We start from the raw sequence: 21,025 nt of genomic DNA, 5'->3' as shown, positions 1-21,025 counted from the left end.
AGCAGTTGACCCAGCGCTTACGCAACTAGGCTTTGCTCTGTTAAGTCATTATTAATCGGTAGCGTTAAGGTAAAAGTGGTGCCCATGCCTTCTGTCGATACGACTTTGATATCGCCATTATGTTGCTCCATAATCTGCTGACTGATGGCCATACCAAGTCCTGTACCTTCGCCTGCGCCTTTGGTCGTAAAAAACGGCTCGAATATTTGATTAAGGATCTCTGGGCTCATGCCTTTACCGTTATCGCTGACATCGATATAAACATTGCTATCATCGGCGTGCGTCCGCACTTCGATTTTGCCATCCGGTTTTTCTCCCATGGCTTGCGCGGCGTTATTGAGCAAGTTCACCAATACTTGGTTAATCTGCGACGGTGAGCATTTTACTTCAGGCGTGGGCGCAAAATCAGTGACAATCTCTTGATGTCTGATAGAGTTACCAGCGATTTTGAGCGAGGCTTCGATACATTCGCGCACATCGATGGTTTTTACTTTTGATTCATCAAGACGGGCAAAGTTACGTAGATTTAACACCATCTCCGTGATTTGCTCAACGCCAAAGAGTGAGTCTTTAATCAGCTCTTTTAGCTCAGAAGACAGGTCGTCTTCTTGGATTTCATCAGACGCACGGACAATATCTGCTAGTAACTTGTCAATTTTGCCATCAGATGCTGCCTCAGACTTAACGCCTTTTAATCCTTGTACCAGTTCAATCAGCTCTTCGTATTGCTCCGTCAACTGACCGATAATTTCCAAATTGTTTTGCACATAAGATAAGGGTGTATTCACTTCATGGGCGACGCCTGCCACCATTTGACCTAGAGTGGCCATTTTCTCTGAACGAATCAATTGCAGCTGGGAGTTTTTCAGCTCTTTTAGCGTGTCTTGTAGCTCAGCAGTACGTTCTTCGACTTTAATCTCTAACTGTTGGTTGATATTTGCGAGCTTACCTTCATTAGATTGGATACGATCTAAAAGATCATTAATAGAGCCGTTTACCAGTCCAATCTCGTTGCGACCTTCAGCAAATTTAACTTCGCTCAGCTTATTGTATTGCTTGTCGTTAATCAGGTTTTCCGCTTGCGAAATTTTATCAGTGGTTTCTTTTAGTGGTTTGAATGCCAAAAATGTCAGCATAAAGTAAATCACGCCCGCTGTGATGAGTAGCGCCAATGCAATCCAGTTAATCAAGTTTTCACTAAGATTATCGGCGATGGCGTTAATTTCAGCATCAGGCTGGACAACGATAAGCTTCCAATAGGTTTCAGGAATCTCAAAAACGTACGCTTGGCTGCCATTGTAGTAGCTGTCTTTCGCCAGCGCAAAGCTCTGTAACAAGCGACTGTCCATGGCGTTCTGCTTGTTCTCACCGTTATTTAGATAAGCAGCGTAGTTGACGAGATAATAACCCTTTGCCGTACCGGTTTCTGCTTTATCAAGCGTGGTCAATACTTGTTGAATTTGCGGTGAGACGTTAGCAGCAACTTGCTCGATGGTCTCGTTACGTTGGACATCTAAGAAATCAAGCACCGGTTGCCAAGCAGGGTCTGAGTTAATGACTTGTTTGATATCAAGCGGCGTACCGGTCTCTTCGTCAATATAGCTTAAGCGTTCAGGGTTAGAGGACGCGATAACTTTATCACTATTATCCAATAATAAAATGTAGCCTGAGCCCGAGCTTTCGCTTAACTTTACGATGTTTTCTTGTAGCTGGTTAAGGGTGAAGTTGACGGTACTGGCACCCCAAAACTGATTGTCACGCTCAATAGCGACGCCGCAGCTCATCGCAAGCTCGCCTTTGGTTTGGCTGGCGCGGACATGGTTCCAGATACAGCTCTCAGGTTTGAGCAGCTTTAAGACGCTAAACCAATCTTCTTGATAGTAAGGGTTGGCTGGATTTGGGTCGCTCAACACCGCTTGATAGTCACCATTTTGACGTACCATCAAGAAAGGATGGGTGGCGGTGTTTGCCCCAAGTGCCCCATTATCAGGCCAAATACCACCACTACCCAACAGGCTATAATCACGCTTATCAAAGGCATTGGCAGTACTGGCTTGTAAAATCGCTTCTTCTGGCGGCAACGTTTGCGCGCTCTGTTGTAGCAGTAACGCACTACGCATTACTCGATTGATATCAGCAGAGATGCTATTGACTGCCGTATTACCACGTTCCGCCACCAGCTTTGCAGATTCAAGACGGATTTTTTCATAGCCTTCTTTATCAACAACATAAACGACGACTGCTAGTACGACTGCAAAAGCAATAAATAAAATAGTGGTTACTTGGGTACTGACTTGATTGAAAAAGCCAACTTTTTTGGAGGCACTCATGATGGTGATAGTCCTTGGATAATAGTGACCACGAAGAAGAGTGCCAATGCTATATATTGGTGGCAATCGATCAGGTGGTAATGCGTAATATTAGTTAAAATAGTCTGTACATAATGGCAAAAAATTAAAAGTACTACTTTAATCTTATAACTTAACCGACTTAAGTATTGATGCTCTTATAACTTAAAGGACTATAAAAGACCATACTTTGCCCATAAATCCTGAAAGATAATCAATCACAGATATTGGCTAGGGCGTGTCATCATTTAGGTTGTTAGGCTTAAAATGAGGAAAATTGCAGCCAAACAAGGAAGAAATTGCCGTAAATATGAACATATTGACAAGATTTCTGACGATGTTTGGCAAAATTTAGCCATTTTAAGACCACTAAATGTATCAATGTGCTAATTGATGACACGCCCTAGTTAATTGGTATGTTTAAGTGAGCGTTTGGACAATTTAGGTCGTTCAGGTAAGAAAAGGGAGATGTTCTATTGCATTTGTTAACAATACAGAAGCAATTTTATAATGACAATATTTTTTCTTTACTTACGAGTCGTTATCTTATTATTTTATATGACCAACTTATGCTTGGCATTGAAGTAATCTTGCATGAATCTGCTCTTGAAAAGTCAACTTAACGCACTCATCTAGCCGCTAACGTTATATAATGGTTCGGCCAAAACGTTGGCTTGATTTATGTGGCTGCTTTGCACTGACGTTTTTTGACGGGTAGCGGCGTGAGTGAGTAACCTTTGCCAGCATTACTAGCCACCATTGCTATCTACCTATTTTCTTATCATCTGAGTACAAAAAGACATCGCCTTATGACTATCTCTATCGCTTCATTGCACAGCACCGAATTCGCCGTTGGTCAACGTTATTTATCTGATACGGAGTCCGAGTTGGGCTTAGGTGTGGTCATCGATGTAGACGACCGATGTGTACATATTTTATTTCCGCAAAGTGAAGAGACGCGCGTCTATGCGAAAAACTCCGCGCCATTATCACGCGTGGTGTTCAAAGTTGGCGATAGCATTTATGACCAAGACGGCAAGTGCTATCTGGTCAATGCGGTTGATGAAGTGATGGGCGTGCTCAAATACGGTGTCGATGAACACGAGCGCGGCATCATGGAAACTCGTCTCGCTGCCAATATCACTTTGGCTAAGCCGCTTGAGCGTCTGCTAGCTGGTCGTATTGAGCGCGGTGATTGGTACGAGCTGCGTCAAGATATCTTGCGTATGCAATCGGCGCTGGCTGGTCATCCACTCAAAGGCATGATGGGCGCACGTGTCGATATCATTGAGCATCAGCTCTATATCGCTCACGAAGTTGGAAAACGTATTGCACCGCGTGTGTTGCTCGCTGACGAAGTGGGTCTGGGCAAAACCATCGAAGCGGGTTTGATTATTCATCAGCAGTTGTTAACGGGCAAAGCTGAGCGTGTGCTTATCCTAGTGCCAGACAGTCTACAATATCAGTGGATGATTGAGCTGCGTCGTCGCTTTAACTTAAATTTTGCGCTGTTTGATTTGGTACGTGCGGCAGCCATTAAAGAACACGATCCTGAACAAAATGTCTTTGCGACTGAGCAATGTATCATTGCTGGTATGGATCTATTGCTCGACCATCCTGACTTGTATGATCAAGCGATGGATGCAGGGTTTGATTTATTGGTGGTCGATGAGGCGCATCATCTGCATTGGGACGAGGTGCAAGGCGGCAACGATAAATATGACTTGATTGCTGACTTTGCCGAAGAGACGCCAGGGGTTATGCTACTGACAGCGACGCCTGAACAGCTTGGGGCACAAAGTCACTTTGCTCGTTTGCGTTTGCTCGATCCAGATCGTTTTGATGATTTGGATGAATTTATCGATGGTCAAGAAGCCTTTGCTGAAACGGCTGCTGTCGCTGGTGTGTTAATTGAAGATAAGCCTTTGAGCGACAGTCAAATTACCGCGTTAAGCAGTTTGCTAGACATCAGCATGAATGAGTTGGCAACGATTAATGATGATGAAAAATTGCGCACACATGCGCTCAATGAGCTATTAGATCGTCATGGTACAGGCCGTATTTTATTCCGTAATACTCGTGAGAGTGTCAAAGGGTTTTATGGGCGTAGCAGCCAGCCGTATCCACTGGCATTACCTGCTGCATGGATAGACAGCTATCAAACCAATGGCAAATTGCGCGAACAGCTATGGGGCGAAGAAAATCAACCTGATGGTGGCTGGCTAGAAGACGATCCACGTGTGCCATGGTTGATCGAGATTTTGCGCGGTGAGCTTAAGCACAAAAAAGTATTACTGATTGCCCGTAGTGGCGCGACCGTTGAGAGCTTGGAGGCGGTATTACGTCTGCATGCAGGCATTAAGACGGCTATCTTTACTGAGCAGATGACATTGCTTGAGCGTGACCAAGCAGCGGCATTCTTTGCCGATAGTGAAGGCGCACAGATACTATTGTGCTCGGAGATTGGCTCGGAAGGTCGTAATTTCCAGTTTGCCAGCCAGCTGATACTATGGGATTTACCCGCCAATCCAGATACTTTGGAGCAGCGTATCGGTCGCTTAGATCGTATCGGGCAAACACAACAAATTATGCTGCACGTGCCTTATGTACAGGGCACAGCGCAAGAGCGATTGTATCATTGGTATCACGATGCGCTGAATATGTTTAATCAGATTTCACCGACCGCGCAGAGCGTGCAAGAGCAGTATATCCAAGAGCTTAAGCCGATGCTTGAAGGCGCGGATACCGATGCTAATCGTACAATTCTACAAAGTATTATTGAAGAAGCACAACAGACGCGATTGGGGCTAGAGGCGCAGCTACAAGCGGGTCGTGATCGCCTATTAGAATATAACTCGTGCCGTCCCCGTGTCGCTGGTCGTATCGCGGACGCCATGCGTGATTTTGATGGTCATAATCTATTGCCGCAGTTTATCGAGCGCTTTTTTGCCTCAGCCAATATTGATCATAATATCCAGCGCGATGGCTCGTGGGTGATTGCCCCGATTGATAGCACCGAGATTAGTGATTATATCGATGGCTTGCCACTTGGTGATGAAGACGGTATGACCTTGACCTTTGAGCGTGAGCAAGCACTACAGCGCGAAGATATCGAATTCATCACTCATGAGCATCCATTGATGCGCGCTATCTATGAGCTGGCGAGTACCAGCACCTTTGGTAATACCACGGTTGCGATGCTAAAAAGTTCTGCTGTGCCACAAGGTATGGTACTGCTCGAAGTGAATTTCCGCGTCGAAGCGATTGCGCCGAGATTGCTCAATTTGCCAGCGACATTGACGACACAAAATATCCGTGTGTTTATCAGTGAGCAAGGCAGTGATTTATCCGCCCGTATCAGTGCCGATATGATCATGCCGCATATTGAGCGTCTGGATAAAAACCGTGCCCGCCAAGTGATTAAAGTACGTGGCGATGTGATTGAGCAGCGTTATTATGAAGCCGAAGACATTGCCCGCCAGCAGCTTGCTGAGATCGGTGAGCAGGCGAGCGCCCGCTTTAGCCAACAGTGGTCACGTGAAATCAAACGCTTAAAGCACCTACAAACCATCAATCCTAACGTCCGTCCTGCAGAGATTGAGCGTCTTGAGCAACTAAAAGCCCAAGGCGAGCAAGCCTTGAGTAATTTATCGCTAGTGCCAGATTCTATCCGCGTGCTAGTGGCAGTAAAACCATAAGTTAAAAGTCTGATATAAAAACGAGGTGTTTAATCGTCTCGTTTTTTTGTTCATTTATCATAATTGATATTATGTGCTTTAGTCGCTAAGTTAGTGCGTTAGAAGGATACTGGTGGATACATCGCCATTATCTAGTCAAAGCTCGCAATTTTGGGTAAGATGTTGACCTTCTTGCCGAATAATGAATGTTTAATCATCGCGATACTTCATCGGTATTTTTTGTTCTAAAATCTCTCTTGTGTATTTTCAGCAAGTGATTTCATATTATTTTACATTCAACCGCAAAGGATCTTGCGCGATATCATATTGATATCGTTGGATGCATGTTTTTAGATGCTCATTTTTAGATGCTTAGCGTTTTTGATAAAAATAAGGAAACATATCGTCATGTCCGATTATTCGCAACTGATTGATGAGCTGCTGACTACGGTGGCGCTTATCGAGGTTACCCCTGATGTCTTTGAGGGTAAAAGCCACGATTATGTCGGCAGTCGTATTTTTGGTGGACAAGTCCTTGCCCAAGCCATCATGGCAGCGGCGCATACACTAGATAAAGACAAACCCTGTCACTCACTGCATGGGTATTTTTTACGCGGTGGGGATATCACTCAGCCCGTCATTTATCAAGTGCGCCGCTTACGTGACGGTCGTAGTCTGTCTGCGCGTGAAGTAACCGCGATTCAATATAAAGAAGTGCGTGGCAAGCCACCAGTTGAGCAAGTGATATTTTCGATGATTGCTTCATTTTCACCGATGGAAGAGGGCTTGGAGTATCAAGAAGATATGCCAGTTTATCCGCCGCCTGAAGATTTGCTCGCCGAGCAGGATTTAAAAGAAGAATATGTCGGTAAAGTGCCAGACGCGCTCAAAGCCCGTTTTATGCGTCGTCGTCATGTTGAGATTAAGCCAGTCAAACCGCGCGATCCGATTCATCCAGAGCCGATGAAACCTAAACAGGCGAACTGGTTGCGCATTCGTGAACTGGGTAAGCAGCCCATTGCTATCCAGCAAGCACTATTGGCATTCTCTTCTGATTTTTATCTGGTGGGAACCGGCCTGATGTCGCACGGTGTCAGCTTTATGACCAGCGGCTTACAAGCGGCCAGTATCGATCATTCGATGCATTTTCATCGCAATTTTGATTTAAATAATTGGCTATTGTACGACATGTGGAGTGATACCACGTCTAATGCCAAAGGTTTAAACCATGGGCAGTTCTGGCAAGATGGTAAGCTGGTTGCCACTGTGCAGCAGGAAGGATTGATGCGCTTGCGAGTGCCAAAGTCTTAGCTTATTGTGTATTTATGAGCATTAAATAAAAAGCGACTCACTATTTATGATGAGTCGCTTTTTTTATGGTGTATGAGGTGGTTCTTTAATCAGTTGGTCTGAGCATGATTGGAATGGAGATATAGCTTATATGATTATTCTAAAATCTTAACCATCGCTCGTGGCAATCCAAGCGTTGCCTGCGCATCATCAGCATTTAACCAATGAATATTAATCTCTGCTGCTTGTAAGGCTTCGGTTATTTCGGCAGTTTGCTTAGCATTTAAAGTCACTGAATGTGGTGTCAAATACCAATGGAAATGGGTCAGCGAATGCTTAATAGAGGTATCATCTAATAAATTTTTACTGACTGCTTTTGCTGCCAATTTATGCTTATCTAACCACTCGTTAATAATTTGCTCAGCAGTGGTAAATTCTGTTTCATAAATTTTTTCATTGCTAGCAACTTTTAATGGTGTATCCTCACTGGCTTCTGAATTTTTAGCAGTTGTTTTGCCACTTATTTTACCGTCAATTTTTTCAACAAACTGCAATGGCAAACTCCACAGTCCGCCCCAAATGCCGTTGTCAGGACGTTGTAGCCACAATATATTGCCATCAGAATTTTTAATCAGCAGTGCATTGCTAAACTTGCTAGGTTTAGGCTGTTTTTTTGCTTTGACTGGATAATCCGTCTCGCGCCCTTGCGCATGGGCTAGGCAGTCATCTTTTAACGGACATAAAAGACAAGCAGGTTTGCTACGAGTACACAACGTTGCGCCCATATCCATTATCGCTTGCGCAAATAATCCTGAGTTTTCCCTAGGGGTTAAACGTTCCGCTAATGCCCATAGATCTTTGGTCGTGGCTGACTTGGTAATATCGCCGTCAATCGCTGCCCAACGTGTGATTACTCGTTTAACGTTGCCATCGCAGATGACGCCATAATGATGTAAGCCCATTGCCATAATCGCGCCAGCGGTAGACGGGCCAACGCCAGATATTGCTTCCCAACCTGCTAGCGTCTGCGGAAACTCGCCCGTTTTATCAATGACTTCGACCAATTGCTTCGCGCCTTTATGCAAATTACGTGCGCGTGCATAATAGCCAAGTCCTGCCCAATGCTCTGCTACGGTATCCCATTCTGCTGTGGCCAAATCCTGCACGGTCGGAAATGACTCCATAAAGCGTGCAAAGTAGGGCAGTACTGTGGTCACTTGTGTTTGCTGAAGCATCACTTCGGATAACCAAACGATATAAGGATTTGGCGTATCGGTTTGATGCTGTTGCCAAGGCAGATCATGGCGACCATTTTCGGCAAACCAATCGAGTAGACGTGGGGCGAAGGAGTTTAGCTCTGTTTCAATATAGTTGGAAGGTTTATCTTCGAGATTTATCTCTGAGTTAGCAGCTATCTTAGTCATAAAGGAATATTAGTATGATTTATATAAGTTATTATAACTTATATAAATAAGTAAAATAATAAAGCTAAAAATAAGTTATCTCTAGTCCTCAGACGTATAACCTTTTTTAAATCCACAGTCTTTGCAGTCAAGCGACAGCTTAGAGTCATTCATGTTAATTTGAACGTTTTTAGAGTTACAGTTTATGCAATATAAACTATTTTCTTTGTTACTCTCATTAGTAGAAAAATATTTAGGAGAAATTTCTTGTTCCCAGTACTTACCTATAGCTTTATTAAACCCAGCATCCTCAGCTTTATTAAACCCAGCATCCTCGCCATTCAAAAGGAAGTCAAAAACCATCTGACTTAAATAGGAACGAGGAGCCCTTGAATCGCGATTATATTGATAAGTTTCCCAGTTTTCTTTTAATGCTCTTTCACCTAAAGACAACATTTTTCCAGGAATGATATTCCCTGCATGTTTTCTACTACTTGCAAATCCTTTAGTATAGAAAATATGAGCATCTTCAACTGCCTTTTTTACGAAATAATAGATTTCGCTTACTGAGAAATCTATTAATAACTGTTCTGTTATCTCTCTGGTTTTCTTCTCAGCAACGAAAGTTACGTTTAGTTCTTCAGTTTTTATATACAAATACTGTAATACTTCTTCAACACTAATTTTCAGGAGAAGCTCAAATAGTTCATCTTCCCATTCTGGCGTAATATCATTTTTTAGATCAAAATAAATCTTATTGTAAATTTCACTTAATTGATTGCGATTTTCACCATCAAGAGACACATTAACTATCCATTGGACTTTTCTTGGATAATAGCTTTTAGCTGGGTTTTCATCTGGAAAAGCATCAACTGAAGAAAGGGGGTCTATCAACAAGATATTTGAACGATATAGTCTGTTGATATAATCTTCATCCATAGAACTAGATGGTGTAAATAGTCTTATTCTTAATGGATCAGCTAAAGATAGGATATGACCAAAGTCTTCATCGGTCTGGATTCTAAATAAAGTTAGTAATATTAGTTTTTCAGTAAAGTTTAAACACTCATAATCTATGGGAGAGAATTTTTGCAAGCAGTGTGATTCTGCAATAACTTCTCTTTTTTTATTTACATCATCAGTAGCTTTCTGTCTTTTTAAATCTAAACATTTGCTGCATTCGCAGTATTCTTGGTAATAGCTATTGCTACTAGCAAAAATTTTATGGGTACATTTATAACATTCGATAGGATTGTTCTTCCAAGAACTGTGGCTCTTACTTTTACGCTTTACATACATTGGGATTTGACAGTATGGGCACACAGTATCAAGTAGCTGCTGGGGAGGTAGTACTTTAATTAGTTTATTAGGGTTAATATCGATTTCATAGTCAGCTATCAAAGCAGAATTTTTTTCACCATTCAGATATCGCTGATACAACTCTTCGATATCTGAATCTGTTAGATGCTTCACCTCATCTGCAATCGCTACTAAGGAATCTCTCATAATTTGCTCTGAATATAATTACTGTTGACTATTATCTAAATTTTATCTTATGAACTCTAAAACATGCTCGTGTGCTAGGTTATGTATCATATAAGATTCTAACTATAATTGAAAAATAGAATTAACTACTTCTCAATCTACTTCCGATTCTTTCGAGTTTTCAAACGACGCAAACGCTTCTCTTCTTCTTTAGCAATTCTTTTTTCTTCTGTAGCGAGTCTTTGTTCAGCGACCACGAGTTCTTCAGCCTCGGTCATTTCTGGCGTTTCTAACGTAATGCGCCCAATTTTAGCGCTACGTAATTCATTCACGAGAATCTCAGACATGCGGTACGTATCGACTTTATTACCCGAACGTACACAGCCGCGATTACGTCCCGCCACTTCAAAAAACTCCCAATCTGTCTTAGGTAATTCTTCAATTTTATAGCGGGTTTTTAGCAGTTCAGGATAGGCATGCATCAAGTACTCAGCGGTGTAACTGGCCACATCAGCGAAGTCAAAAGCCGTATCACGAATACCACCAGTCGCTGCCAAACGATAGCCAGAGTGTTCGTTTTCGACTTTTGGCCATAGCATTCCGGGGGTATCATAGAGCATGATGTCGTCGTCCAGCTTAATCAGCTGCTGCGATTTGGTCACGGCTGGCTCGTCACCTGTCTTTGCGACAGCGCGTCCCGCTAAGGTATTAATCAAAGTGGATTTACCAACGTTTGGTATACCCATAATCATGGCTTTAATCTGACGACCCGTGCCGACTTTATTGGGCACGAGTTGTTTACAGATGGCGATGATACGTTTCACATCGTTGGCTTTCTCGGTATCGCAAGCAATGGCTTTGACACCGCTTTGCTGCTCAAGATATTCCATCCACGCTTGGGTCAATTCTGGATCAGCAAGGTCGGCTTTGTTCAGGATTTTGATGACAGGTTTTTCGCCGCGCAATGCCGCAACCATTGGGTTTTCACTACTATAAGGGATACGCGCATCGATGACCTCGATGACCAAATCCATCTGCGGCATGATTTCTTTGATTTCGTTACGGGCTTTGTTCATATGCCCAGGGAACCACTGAATACTTACTCTCTTATCCATCTGCTTTCATAACCTTTTATAAACAATGCTAAAAGTAAAACAATCAACGTTTACTTTCTAATGGTGTCCAGTTTACTACAGAACCACATTGCTCACGGCACAATTTCACTTAACCAGATTTGTCATTACGCCTAATTTTGGTTTTCTGTTTCCTCGTGCGCGGGTGGTAATGGGGCAAGATAACCAATTAACAGTATCAAGCTACCTGCACCAAGGAAGGATATCACTCGCCAAATCGCCTCAGTTTGTGACAAATCGACTAATACCAATTTAAGCACAACGATACCCAGTAGCCCGATGCCCATAAACCAAAGCGCGCGCTGCCAGTAGCGACTGGCGATGATGGTGGCGACTAATGCCAACAGCGTCCATAAAATGGTTAGCCCCGTCTGTACTTGCTCGCTTTGCCATGCGCCGCCCTGAGCACTGCTCCATAGCGGTGTAGCGATAAAGGCGTGTAGCGTCCTGACTAACATGCTAGATATCAACCAAAAACTGATAAGCCCCAACACAGTTAGTAAAGTATCAGTGGTGAATATACGCTTGGATTTGACATCGGTATTTGATGCAATGCGCCCCTCGTCGTAGCGATGTTGGCTCATGTAATATAGACTACAACCAACGAATAGCGCGAGCCATGAGGTAATGTCGTATAAATTTAGCAGTGGGAAGTAGGGCAGTCCCCAGATCACGCCATCGTAAGACCAGTTGGTAATGACGACCCAAAATAAGGCGATAGATGCGAAGATAGCAGCGCAGCTTAATAGCGCTTGTTGCCAATCAAACCAGTACAGCGAACCTTGATTTAACACCTCATGCGTTTGCGTGTTTTGCTGACGATAACCGGAATCACGATAGCTGAACCATAATCCTGCTAATATCAAAATGGCTGGAATCAAGATAGCCATCACCCCAGCGGAATCTGCGAGTCCATAATGAGCAGCGGCAGCGATGACTAAAATTCCAGCGCCCAACCAACTCGCGCCGTCGTAGCGTGACAATTCTGCATGCTCGTACCACGTCTTTAACCACAACTGTCCGATGACCAACCCACCAATGATTAGGCCAGTAAATAACAACCAATCTGCTGTTTGCCATGCTAAATGGAATTCGAATTTTTGCGGTAGCTGTAGGACAAGCATTAGATAAAACACCACTAATAAGCCGTGACTAAACTGTCTGATCTCTGCCCACGAGCGATAACGATTGATGACCCAGTAAGTACTTAAGCTGATCAGTGCTGCGATTGCAATCAAAGTCGTCGTTGCTAACTGCCAACTGGTAAACCATTGATTAAAATCGAGCAGCAATACTTGTAGCAGCCAAGCCATAGCAGTAAAAGTTAAAAGCCGTATTAATAGAGGACTGCGCCACACGAGGTTGAAGACTTTACTTTGGCTATTGATTGAGGTTAGCCATTGCTGCGCGGCTTGGGTGCTAATACCCAGTGCATTGGCGTAGGTTACTATCGAATCTGACGTGGTGGTTTGTTCTTGAGAGTGCGCTAAGTTGCTATTTAAGTTGCTATTTAATTCGCTATCTAAGCCGACGTTTAAAATAGCCGGCGAGTTGCTAGCGCGTAAAATAAACACAGTGGTTAGATAAGCCATAGCCGAAATGGTTAAGGCCAATGTTTGGTAGTCTTGAACGGCGAAGACCACCTTTATCATCAACATGCCTATACTGATTAGCTGCAATAGTAAACCAAATAGCACTGACCATGCGCGTAGTGAGCGTCGTCCGAACCACACCAATGCCAATCCTTGTACTGACCAGCCAAAAGCAATCCATTCAGCATCGAATGCCAGCGGAATGACCAACGCCAAAAAGCCAAAGCCTAATGCCAACATGCCCTCGGTAATTAAAGCATAACGCTGACTGCGCTGGACAAACACCCAGCCAAGTCCCAAATAAATGACTGCTAAAACTGCGCTAGTAATGGTTAAAGCGTTAGGAATGTCATCTAATAAGGCAGCAAATAAGCCAAATGCCAATATCGGTACTGAAAACAGTAAGCCCGTATCAATGGGAAATACATAGCCGTTATTTTTTGAATGGATTTTGCCCACGTTATCTGCATTGTTTGCATTATCTGTATGAGAGGAATTTTCTTCATTAAGAATGTTATAGGCGATGATTTGCTGTGCGTAGCGAATGACGACAAACAAGTAAAGCAGTAAATGTAAGGTAACCAATACCATCAATGACCAACGCTGCGTTTCAATGACAGCGCTCAAATCCCCACTCATTCCCCAGTAGTAAGCCAGCCCAAATGTCACGACCACACCGAATAGGTTGAGTATTTTCCAAGGGCGGTAATGCGCGATAATCGCAATCGTGACGTTTAATAATAGGTAGTAGCTGAACAATGTCACTAAGCTGCCGGTATCGTTACCAGTCAAAATAGGCGCAAAAAAACCGCCCGATAAGGCCAACAAAGCCAGAGGAAAAGCGTTTTGACGTACGGCGAGGGCAATGGTAATGGCGGATAATAATCCAAGCCCGATAAAGCTCGGTAAACTTGGCATAATCTGATAAACGCTATAGGCAAAGAAGGTGCTCAAATAAGCAATCGCTAAGCCCGCGCCTTGCAAAGTAATACCATAGGAGAAACGTTTCGCCGTTAGCTTTAACCCCAGTCCTGCCAATCCCAGTCCTGCGATGCCGATAGTCATGAGCTTTGCAGTAATCGAAATCTCTATATACTCGCTCAGCAAGCGTAGCAGTAGCACCACACCTACTAGTAATACCAATACGCCAACACGCACGACCAAATTACCACCAAAAAACCAGTTTTTGATTGAATGAATCAATGAAGTAACGATAGGTAATGAGCGTTCATCAGGCTCTATCGGTGCGCTTGGTTTCGCTGCCATTGTGTTGTTTTTTGTGGTTATTGAGGCGTAACTATTTATAGGTTTATTATCAGATACGTTTGGGGTTGCCTGTGTGATGAGACTTGCAGTAACCATGGGAAGTGGGGGCGGCGATGGAGGTGGTGTACTATCGGTAGAAAAATTTTGTGAAGCAAAACTTGTATCCTTAGGTGTGCTGTCTTCATGAGAAGTCTCGTGCGCATAAACGCTTTCATCAGCCGAACGAGTCAATGAAGATGCCATACTATGGTCTTTTTGCTGCTCAAGCTCTTCTTGCAGCTTTATCACATCACGGCGCAAATGCTCGATTTTTCGAGTTATTCTAGTGTATAACGCGACAACCATAATCAATAAAACTGTAAAAGCCAGCCACCCCAACTGGGTCACTAATAGATATAACATCCTCGTCACTCAATCCAGCTTATAGTAAAGTGATAATGACCTGATTTGCTAAGAAGTACAAGACTGGTCTGATTACTCATCTAAGAGACAGTGGATAAAACGAGACTCAAAATAAAAGGGCAGCTTAATAGTTAAGCTGCCCTTTTTGATGATCTTTATACCAAAATATTTCTTATGCTAAATTGGCTTTCATAAACTCAAGCATGTTTTCCCAGCTTTGCTTGGCAGCGGCTTCGTTATAGCCAAGATCTACTTCATTTTTAGCAGCGCGCTCATCGGCATGTGGGTTGGTAAATCCGTGCTTAGCATTGTCATAGACATCGATAGTGTAGTCAACGTCTGCTGCATCTAGCTCTGATTTTAGACCTTCGATTGCCTCCATGGATACCATCGAGTCATCACGACCATGAGCGACTAATACTTTGGCTTTGAAGTTTTTGTCTGCTGGTTGTTTCGCTGATGGGTTGCCATGGAAGGTTGCCACTGCTTTTAGTGGCATACCGTTACGTGCCATATCGAGGACGACTTTACCACCGAAGCAGTAACCGATTGCCGCTAAATTATCGCCATCGACTGCCAGTTGATCACTGAAATCATTGAGTATCAAACGGCAGCGTGCCATTAGCATGTCTTGATCAGCCAGTACTTGCTCCATCCACATGTTAGCTTGTGCTGCATCGGTAGTTAGTTTGCCTTCGCCATAGACATCCATAGCAACTGCTGCATAACCTGCAGCTGCCAAACGCTCGACCACTGATTTTGGATGTTCGACCACGCCCCACCATTCTGGTGCGACTAAGATACCTGCGACTGGTTTGTCATCTGAAGCGTTTTCCGGTAGTGCTACATAGCTGATAAGTTCCACACCATTTTCGGTAGTACTGATTAATTCAAAAGTCTTAATTGACATATTATTGTCCTTTTTTATGTTGTAAGTTTTATTTATTCGTCGTTGTGAGGGTTCGTTTTTCTGACTTGTACTACCTTAACGCCCATATCCAGTAAAAACAGCTATAATACTGTAACGCTCTTTATCAAAATGTCTCTTTATAAAAAATCGACTACAATGCTATGACTATCAACTTGTTAAATCAATCTGCTGCCAATTTAAACGCTGATGCTGTTCAGCCGCTGAAATCAGACCCAATCGTGAGCTTGTTTCCTGACAGCGAATCGGATGAAGCGTCTGAGACATTACGCCCACGATTTTGGGAACGCTTTACGCTGGCAGAGTTAAACCATAGCGAATGGGAGGCGTTGTGCGATGGCTGCGGCAGTTGCTGTTTGATTAAGTATATCGATGAAGATGAGAATGGCGATGTGGACGAGGAGTTGGTCGAATACACCGATGTCACCTGCCAGCTGATGGACTGTGCGACGGGCTATTGTCAGCACTATGACACGCGCCAAGAACATGTTCCCGATTGTATTCAGCTGACCATGGAGAATTTGCCGCAGATGATGTGGCTACCATCGCACTGTGCTTACAAGCGCTTGTATAAAGGACAAAGCCTGCCGAGTTGGCATCTGTTACTGACCCAAAATGCAGTAGAGACTCAGCAGAAAATGCGCGCTGTCAATGTGGGCGTAGCAGGTCGCTGTGTGTCGGAGATTGGTATGTCTGATGAAGAGATGGAAACGCGTGTGGTGAATTGGGTCAAGCCTTAATCTATAATTAGTTAGACGCTTGAGCCGCAGATTGGGCTTGTGCCTCAGCGCTTGCTTGCGAATCAGCCAAGGGCGGAATAGGAATGCCTTGGCGAATTTGCGTAGAAAATTCGCGACTGTTCATACCTGATTCTAGATTAGATTGATTGTCAAACCCACGAACTTTTGGATTAATATGGGTGCGCTCGTACCAAGTTTCCATCGACCAGTTTTGCTCGCCTTGCTGTTCTTCATTTAATTGGGAGTTGGTATCGAGCATGCCGACGTCATAGAGATAGTTTGGTAGCCAGCCTGAGACCCAAATTCGGTAATCCCACGGCAGACGATCACCGCTGACCAGACGCGCCATATAAAAGATAATATTGGTACAGTTACTGGTCAAGGTGTTATACCACGCAGGCTTAGCATTTAGCTCATCGGCAGCGGTTAGATAAGACTCAAATAATGATTTGACCTCGCGTTGCTGCAAATGGCTAACTGGTAATAGATAAACTTGCTCACCGCGTTTATTCGTCCGCGTATAGATAATATCGCGCTCTTCGGCCGCAATCAGGCTCAGCTCATAACGTTTAAAAAATCCTGCGAGTGCCGAAAAAGACTCGCCTTGTTCTTTGCGAATCTCAAACGAGAAAGCGAGCGGTCTATCATCTTCAAAACGAAAGCTCACCAAAGTATGGGCAATCAGTGGCCCCATCCAATAAGAGTTAGCCACATCGACGCCAGACAATTTTGACATATCAATCGTCCGCGTCTCCCAGCGTGCCGTCGCGTCGTCTTCGGTATGCCAATCAAAGTTGCGGACATTGATGAGCGTAATCAAATCGGGATTGTTCGGGTCACGCTCATAAGTGATTTTTTGGCTGACTTCTGGCATCCACTCGCGTTGTTGCTGGGGTTCAATAGACATAAACCAACCAACACCTAAGCACCAAATCGCCGCGTATAGTCCGATTAGCCATTTGATCTTTGTTTGCTGAGTCGTGGTTTTTTTTCCGCTAGCTTGTCTGTCCGCCGTTATATTCTGAGGTGCTTGCTTAGCATCAATTGTCCAATAACGCATAAAAAACAAAGCGCTAAGCACGCCAATAATGACGATAGTTGCCAGCCACGTTATAGCTGAGCGCGCGCCAAACTGATACCAAATCGCCAGTAGTAGCCAGACTGCTGATAGCAGCAGTGTGACGGCGATAAAAAACCGCACAAGACGATGTCGCCACTTATGTTTTGGCGGCTTACTGTCTGATGATGCCTTCTCTAAGTCATGATTTGCAAGACGACTGTTTGCCGCAGAGCTGTCCGAACCAATCGAGAGTAAGCGAGAAAAAAGGGAACGTAGCGACATAGGATTTTTTTTGATGAGTAAAGGCTTTGACCATAGCAAAGTTTATAACACACTGACAGTACAATTTGAGTGAATTTGTCGTTGAATGTCTTTGAGCCTTGCGATAAAGTGAAGCTAATTTAAACTGGTCTATGTATTTATTAATCATAAACGACTGGTTTTATTTAGTACTTTAATCCCCATCTACATTTTTACGATATTAATGTTTTTACGATATTAATGTTTTTACGATATTAATGTTTTTACGATATTAATGTTTTTACGATATTAATGTTTTTACGATATTAATTACCATTAACTAAAGAGGTTAAATCACACCACCATGTCTGACGACACTCCCAGCCCGAGTAGTTGGTCGATGCGCGGCTTAAAACGCTGGCTATCGACCGCCCCCGAAACCCGTGATGAACTGATTCGTTTGGTACAGGATTCGCGCCAGTTCTTAGAGCCTGATACTGTGGACATGCTAGAGGGCGTGCTCGATCTGCCTGCGACACAAGTGCGCGAGATCATGACGCCGCGCCCGCAAGTGATTGGTATCCACGAAAGCACCAGCCTTGCTGAAGTGATGGATATCATCCTTGAAACCACCCATTCGCGCTATCCCGTCTTTGACAGTCAAGATGATGATGCGGTCATTGGTATCTTATTGGCCAAGGATTTGATTCCTATTCTCGTCCATATGGTGCGTGACCAAGAAGATAAAATCGATAGCAAGCGTCTAAAAGATTTGGTACGTCAGCCACTTTATATTAGTGAGACTGCGCGTTCTGATACCTTGTTGCGCTCACTACAGCGTACCCAAGTACATATGGCGATTGTGGTCGATGAGTTCGGTAACTTTGGCGGTGTGGTTACTATGGAAGATTTGCTCGAGGAAATCGTCGGTGACATCGTCGATGAGCATGATGACTTCGATGAAGACAGTGATATCAATAATATCATCGCTGATCCCGACAAACCAAATACTTGGCGCGTGCAAGCATCGACGGTCATTGAAGACTGCAATGATGAGCTTGGCAGTCGTTTTGATGATACCGATGTCGATACCATGGGCGGTCTGGTCATGCAGGCGCTGGGTTATGTAGGTGACCTAGAAGGCGAGAGCGTAATGATAGACGACTGGCAAATTACCATTACCGATGTGGAAGGACGTTTTATCCAGAATCTAGAGTTGACCAAAACGGATGTTAATCAGCAAGTTTTGATAGGCAGTCATTGATCTGGTGTTAGTCATCTAAAAGCTTATCGAGAAATATAAGAAAAACACGATTGCGATCGTGTTTTTTGCTGTCTGTCTGTCTGTCTGTCACTTTCAATAGCCACTTTTAGCAGTCACTTTTTTTACTACGCAAATTTACCCATTGGTTGGTGCAGACTGGTATCATGGGCGGGTTTGATTTTTAGACGCTGTATTTATACCAATCTTATATAGTCAGTGAAAAGTAATATCGATACATCACGCACTGCTGGTATCAGTTTTTCTTGCTTGCTGTGCCTGTGCAGATAGAAGCTACAAAAAATTTATATCAGCAGTATCGTCGCGTTTTTGGGATATTTTGACTATATTTATAAGACGATGGTGCTTATAAGAGGATGGTATTTATAAGAAGATAGTGCTTATAAGAAAATACTATTGAAAAGATAGGGCGTTTATAACCATTGAGCCAGCTTCAAGTTAAATATCGACTGAATACTAAACATGTAACATTTTAGATAATATGGTTTTGGATAACTGCTATGCGTCTGTCTACTGTTGATTTGCAAAAACGTCTGAACCCCGAAAAACCGAAGGGTTTGCCTATGGGGCTGGCCATATTAATTGCTTGGTTGGCAGGGGCAATCTTTATCTTTGCGCTTGCGCCTTATGGTATTTGGCCAGTAGCACTGGTATCGCCAGCGATTTTATACGCGCTATTGATGCCTGATATGACAGGTCGCCGCGCCTTTATTATCGGTCAAGCGTACGGTACGGGGTTGTGGTGCGTGGGTGCATTTTGGCTGTATACCTCTATCCATGTCTATGGTGCGACGCCTGCATGGCTGGCGCTGATTATGATTGCGCTGATGGGTCTTGGTATGGGCTTGTTCCACGGACTTTTGGCGTTGGTTTTTAATCGCATGGTCGGTAAGCAGCCCTTGGCTTTTGCGGCACTTTGGGTGTTGCAAGAGTGGATGAAAACGTGGTTATTTACTGGTTTTCCATGGCTGTTCGTGGGCTATGCCTTTACTGAGCAGTATTGGCTGTCGTCATTAGCACCTGTTGCTGGCGTTTTTGCGGTTTCTTTCGTTGCCATCCTGTTGGCTGCAAGTGCTGTTGAGCTCTTGCGTCGTCGTGGTGGTTATATGATTGCGACTGCCGCATTACTTGTGGTGAGTGTCTCATTATGGCTGATTAATCCGCAATGGACGAAACCAAAGGGCACGCCTGATTTATCGGTATCGCTGATCCAAGGCAATATCCCGCAAGACCTAAAATGGCTGACCGAATATCAAGTAGAAACCTTAAAAATCTATGCAACCTTGACGCGTACCGAGTGGGGGCGTGACATTGTTTTATGGCCTGAATCCTCGATTCCAATGTTTCAGACCGAAGCCGTTGGCTTTATCAACGAAATGGTCAAAATGGCCAAAGAGACTGATACCACATGGGTCACAGGCATCCCTTATAAGGATGAAGCGGCATTTGATGCTAGTACAGATAAATATCCACCATTTTATAATAGCGTGGTTGCATTGGGTGCACAGGCAGAAGGATTGTATAAGAAGCAACGCCTCGTGCCATTCGGTGAATATATTCCATTTGAAGGCCTGCTCGATATCCTGCCTAACTTAGCTGGTAGCCAAGACATCATGAGCTATAGCCGTGGTAGTGATCAGCAGTCACCATTACGTGTACGCGGGCATAATTTGGGTGCAGCTATCTGCTATGAAGTTGCTTATCCTGATACCACGCGTAAAAACGCGATTGGAACAGACTTTTTATTAACTATCTCAAACGATGCATGGTTTGGCACATCGGCAGGTCCACTGCAACATCTACAAATGGTACAAATGCGCGCGCTTGAGAACGGTCGCTGGTTTATGCGGGCGACCAACACTGGCGTGACGGCTATTATCGATCATAAAGGGCGTATCGTCGAGCGTGCACCGCAGTTTGAACGTACCGTATTACGCGGTGATGTTCAGGCACGGGTAGGTAACACACCCTTTATGCGCTTTGGTAATTATCCGATTTTGCTCATTATTGCGCTCTTGTTATTATTGAGCTATCTTGGCAAGCGCGAGACTCCTCGAGGCCGTTCGATGAGCTAATTAATTAGAATGATACATGCTAAGTTTCGCAATTTTTCGATAATAAACCCTTTAAATAGTTAAGGGTTTTAACAAATGGGCATAAATTGCGATATAATAGCCAA

Annotated in this window: 12 protein-coding genes; 5 read left to right on the top strand and 7 right to left on the bottom strand. The window is 43.9% G+C overall.

All coding sequences use genetic code 11. The features are described 5' to 3' along the window. Positions 1-17 precede the first annotated feature (17 nt). Positions 18-2,330, bottom strand: coding sequence for a sensor histidine kinase (locus tag RH96_RS04555; protein WP_010197843.1), 2,313 nt, complete (start codon positions 2,328-2,330; stop codon positions 18-20). An 827-nt stretch (positions 2,331-3,157) separates the two neighbouring features. Here RH96_RS04555 and rapA point away from each other — a divergent pair. Further along, positions 3,158-6,046 (top strand): RNA polymerase-associated protein RapA, encoded by a 2,889-nt coding sequence (gene rapA, locus RH96_RS04550; protein WP_010197841.1) that lies wholly within the window; start codon positions 3,158-3,160, stop codon positions 6,044-6,046. Positions 6,047-6,433: 387 nt separating this feature from the next. Beyond that, entirely contained in the window at positions 6,434-7,336 is a 903-nt protein-coding gene (locus tag RH96_RS04545; protein ID WP_010197837.1) for an acyl-CoA thioesterase, read from the top strand. Positions 7,337-7,470: 134 nt separating this feature from the next. Here the strand turns inward: RH96_RS04545 and mutY are convergent, their stop codons facing one another. The 5 genes from mutY to RH96_RS04520 all read right to left on the bottom strand — a co-directional run bounded on the left by mutY (position 7,471) and on the right by RH96_RS04520 (position 15,506). After that, positions 7,471-8,739: an A/G-specific adenine glycosylase gene (mutY, locus tag RH96_RS04540; protein WP_010197835.1), complete on the bottom strand. Its 1,269-nt coding sequence runs from the start codon at positions 8,737-8,739 to the stop codon at positions 7,471-7,473. Between the two features lie 81 nt (positions 8,740-8,820). Continuing rightward, positions 8,821-10,224: a hypothetical protein gene (locus RH96_RS04535; RefSeq protein WP_010197829.1), complete on the bottom strand. Its 1,404-nt coding sequence runs from the start codon at positions 10,222-10,224 to the stop codon at positions 8,821-8,823. Between the two features lie 137 nt (positions 10,225-10,361). After that, positions 10,362-11,318 (bottom strand): ribosome biogenesis GTPase YlqF, encoded by a 957-nt coding sequence (gene ylqF / locus RH96_RS04530; RefSeq protein WP_010197827.1) that lies wholly within the window; start codon positions 11,316-11,318, stop codon positions 10,362-10,364. Between the two features lie 131 nt (positions 11,319-11,449). Beyond that, positions 11,450-14,596 (bottom strand): DUF2339 domain-containing protein, encoded by a 3,147-nt coding sequence (locus RH96_RS04525; protein WP_010197826.1) that lies wholly within the window; start codon positions 14,594-14,596, stop codon positions 11,450-11,452. A 172-nt stretch (positions 14,597-14,768) separates the two neighbouring features. Next, positions 14,769-15,506, bottom strand: a complete 738-nt coding sequence (locus tag RH96_RS04520; protein ID WP_010197825.1) for a dienelactone hydrolase family protein — start codon at positions 15,504-15,506, stop codon at positions 14,769-14,771. Between the two features lie 161 nt (positions 15,507-15,667). Here RH96_RS04520 and RH96_RS04515 point away from each other — a divergent pair, with 161 nt between their 5' ends. Further along, entirely contained in the window at positions 15,668-16,264 is a 597-nt protein-coding gene (locus RH96_RS04515) for a YcgN family cysteine cluster protein (protein WP_010197824.1), read from the top strand. Positions 16,265-16,271: 7 nt separating this feature from the next. Here RH96_RS04515 and RH96_RS04510 read toward each other — a convergent pair whose 3' ends face one another. Beyond that, positions 16,272-17,606 carry a DUF4105 domain-containing protein gene (locus RH96_RS04510; RefSeq protein WP_010197823.1) on the bottom strand — a complete coding sequence of 445 codons (1,335 nt, stop codon included), beginning with the start codon at positions 17,604-17,606 and terminating at the stop codon, positions 16,272-16,274. A 322-nt stretch (positions 17,607-17,928) separates the two neighbouring features. Between RH96_RS04510 and RH96_RS04505 the strand changes: the two genes are divergently transcribed. Together RH96_RS04505 and lnt are read left to right on the top strand one after the other, a co-directional pair. Then, positions 17,929-18,828, top strand: a complete 900-nt coding sequence (locus RH96_RS04505; protein ID WP_026037131.1) for a CBS domain-containing protein — start codon at positions 17,929-17,931, stop codon at positions 18,826-18,828. A gap of 518 nt (positions 18,829-19,346) precedes the next feature. Then, positions 19,347-20,921, top strand: a complete 1,575-nt coding sequence (lnt, locus tag RH96_RS04500; protein ID WP_010197821.1) for an apolipoprotein N-acyltransferase — start codon at positions 19,347-19,349, stop codon at positions 20,919-20,921. The last annotated feature ends 104 nt before the right edge of the window (positions 20,922-21,025 follow it).

The sequence above is a fragment of the Psychrobacter sp. PAMC 21119 genome, from assembly GCF_000247495.1.
In the GTDB taxonomy this organism is placed as follows: Bacteria; Pseudomonadota; Gammaproteobacteria; order Pseudomonadales; family Moraxellaceae; genus Psychrobacter; species Psychrobacter glaciei.
Note: the sequence above shows the minus strand (reverse complement) of the source record. Positions and strands in the feature narration are given on the sequence as shown.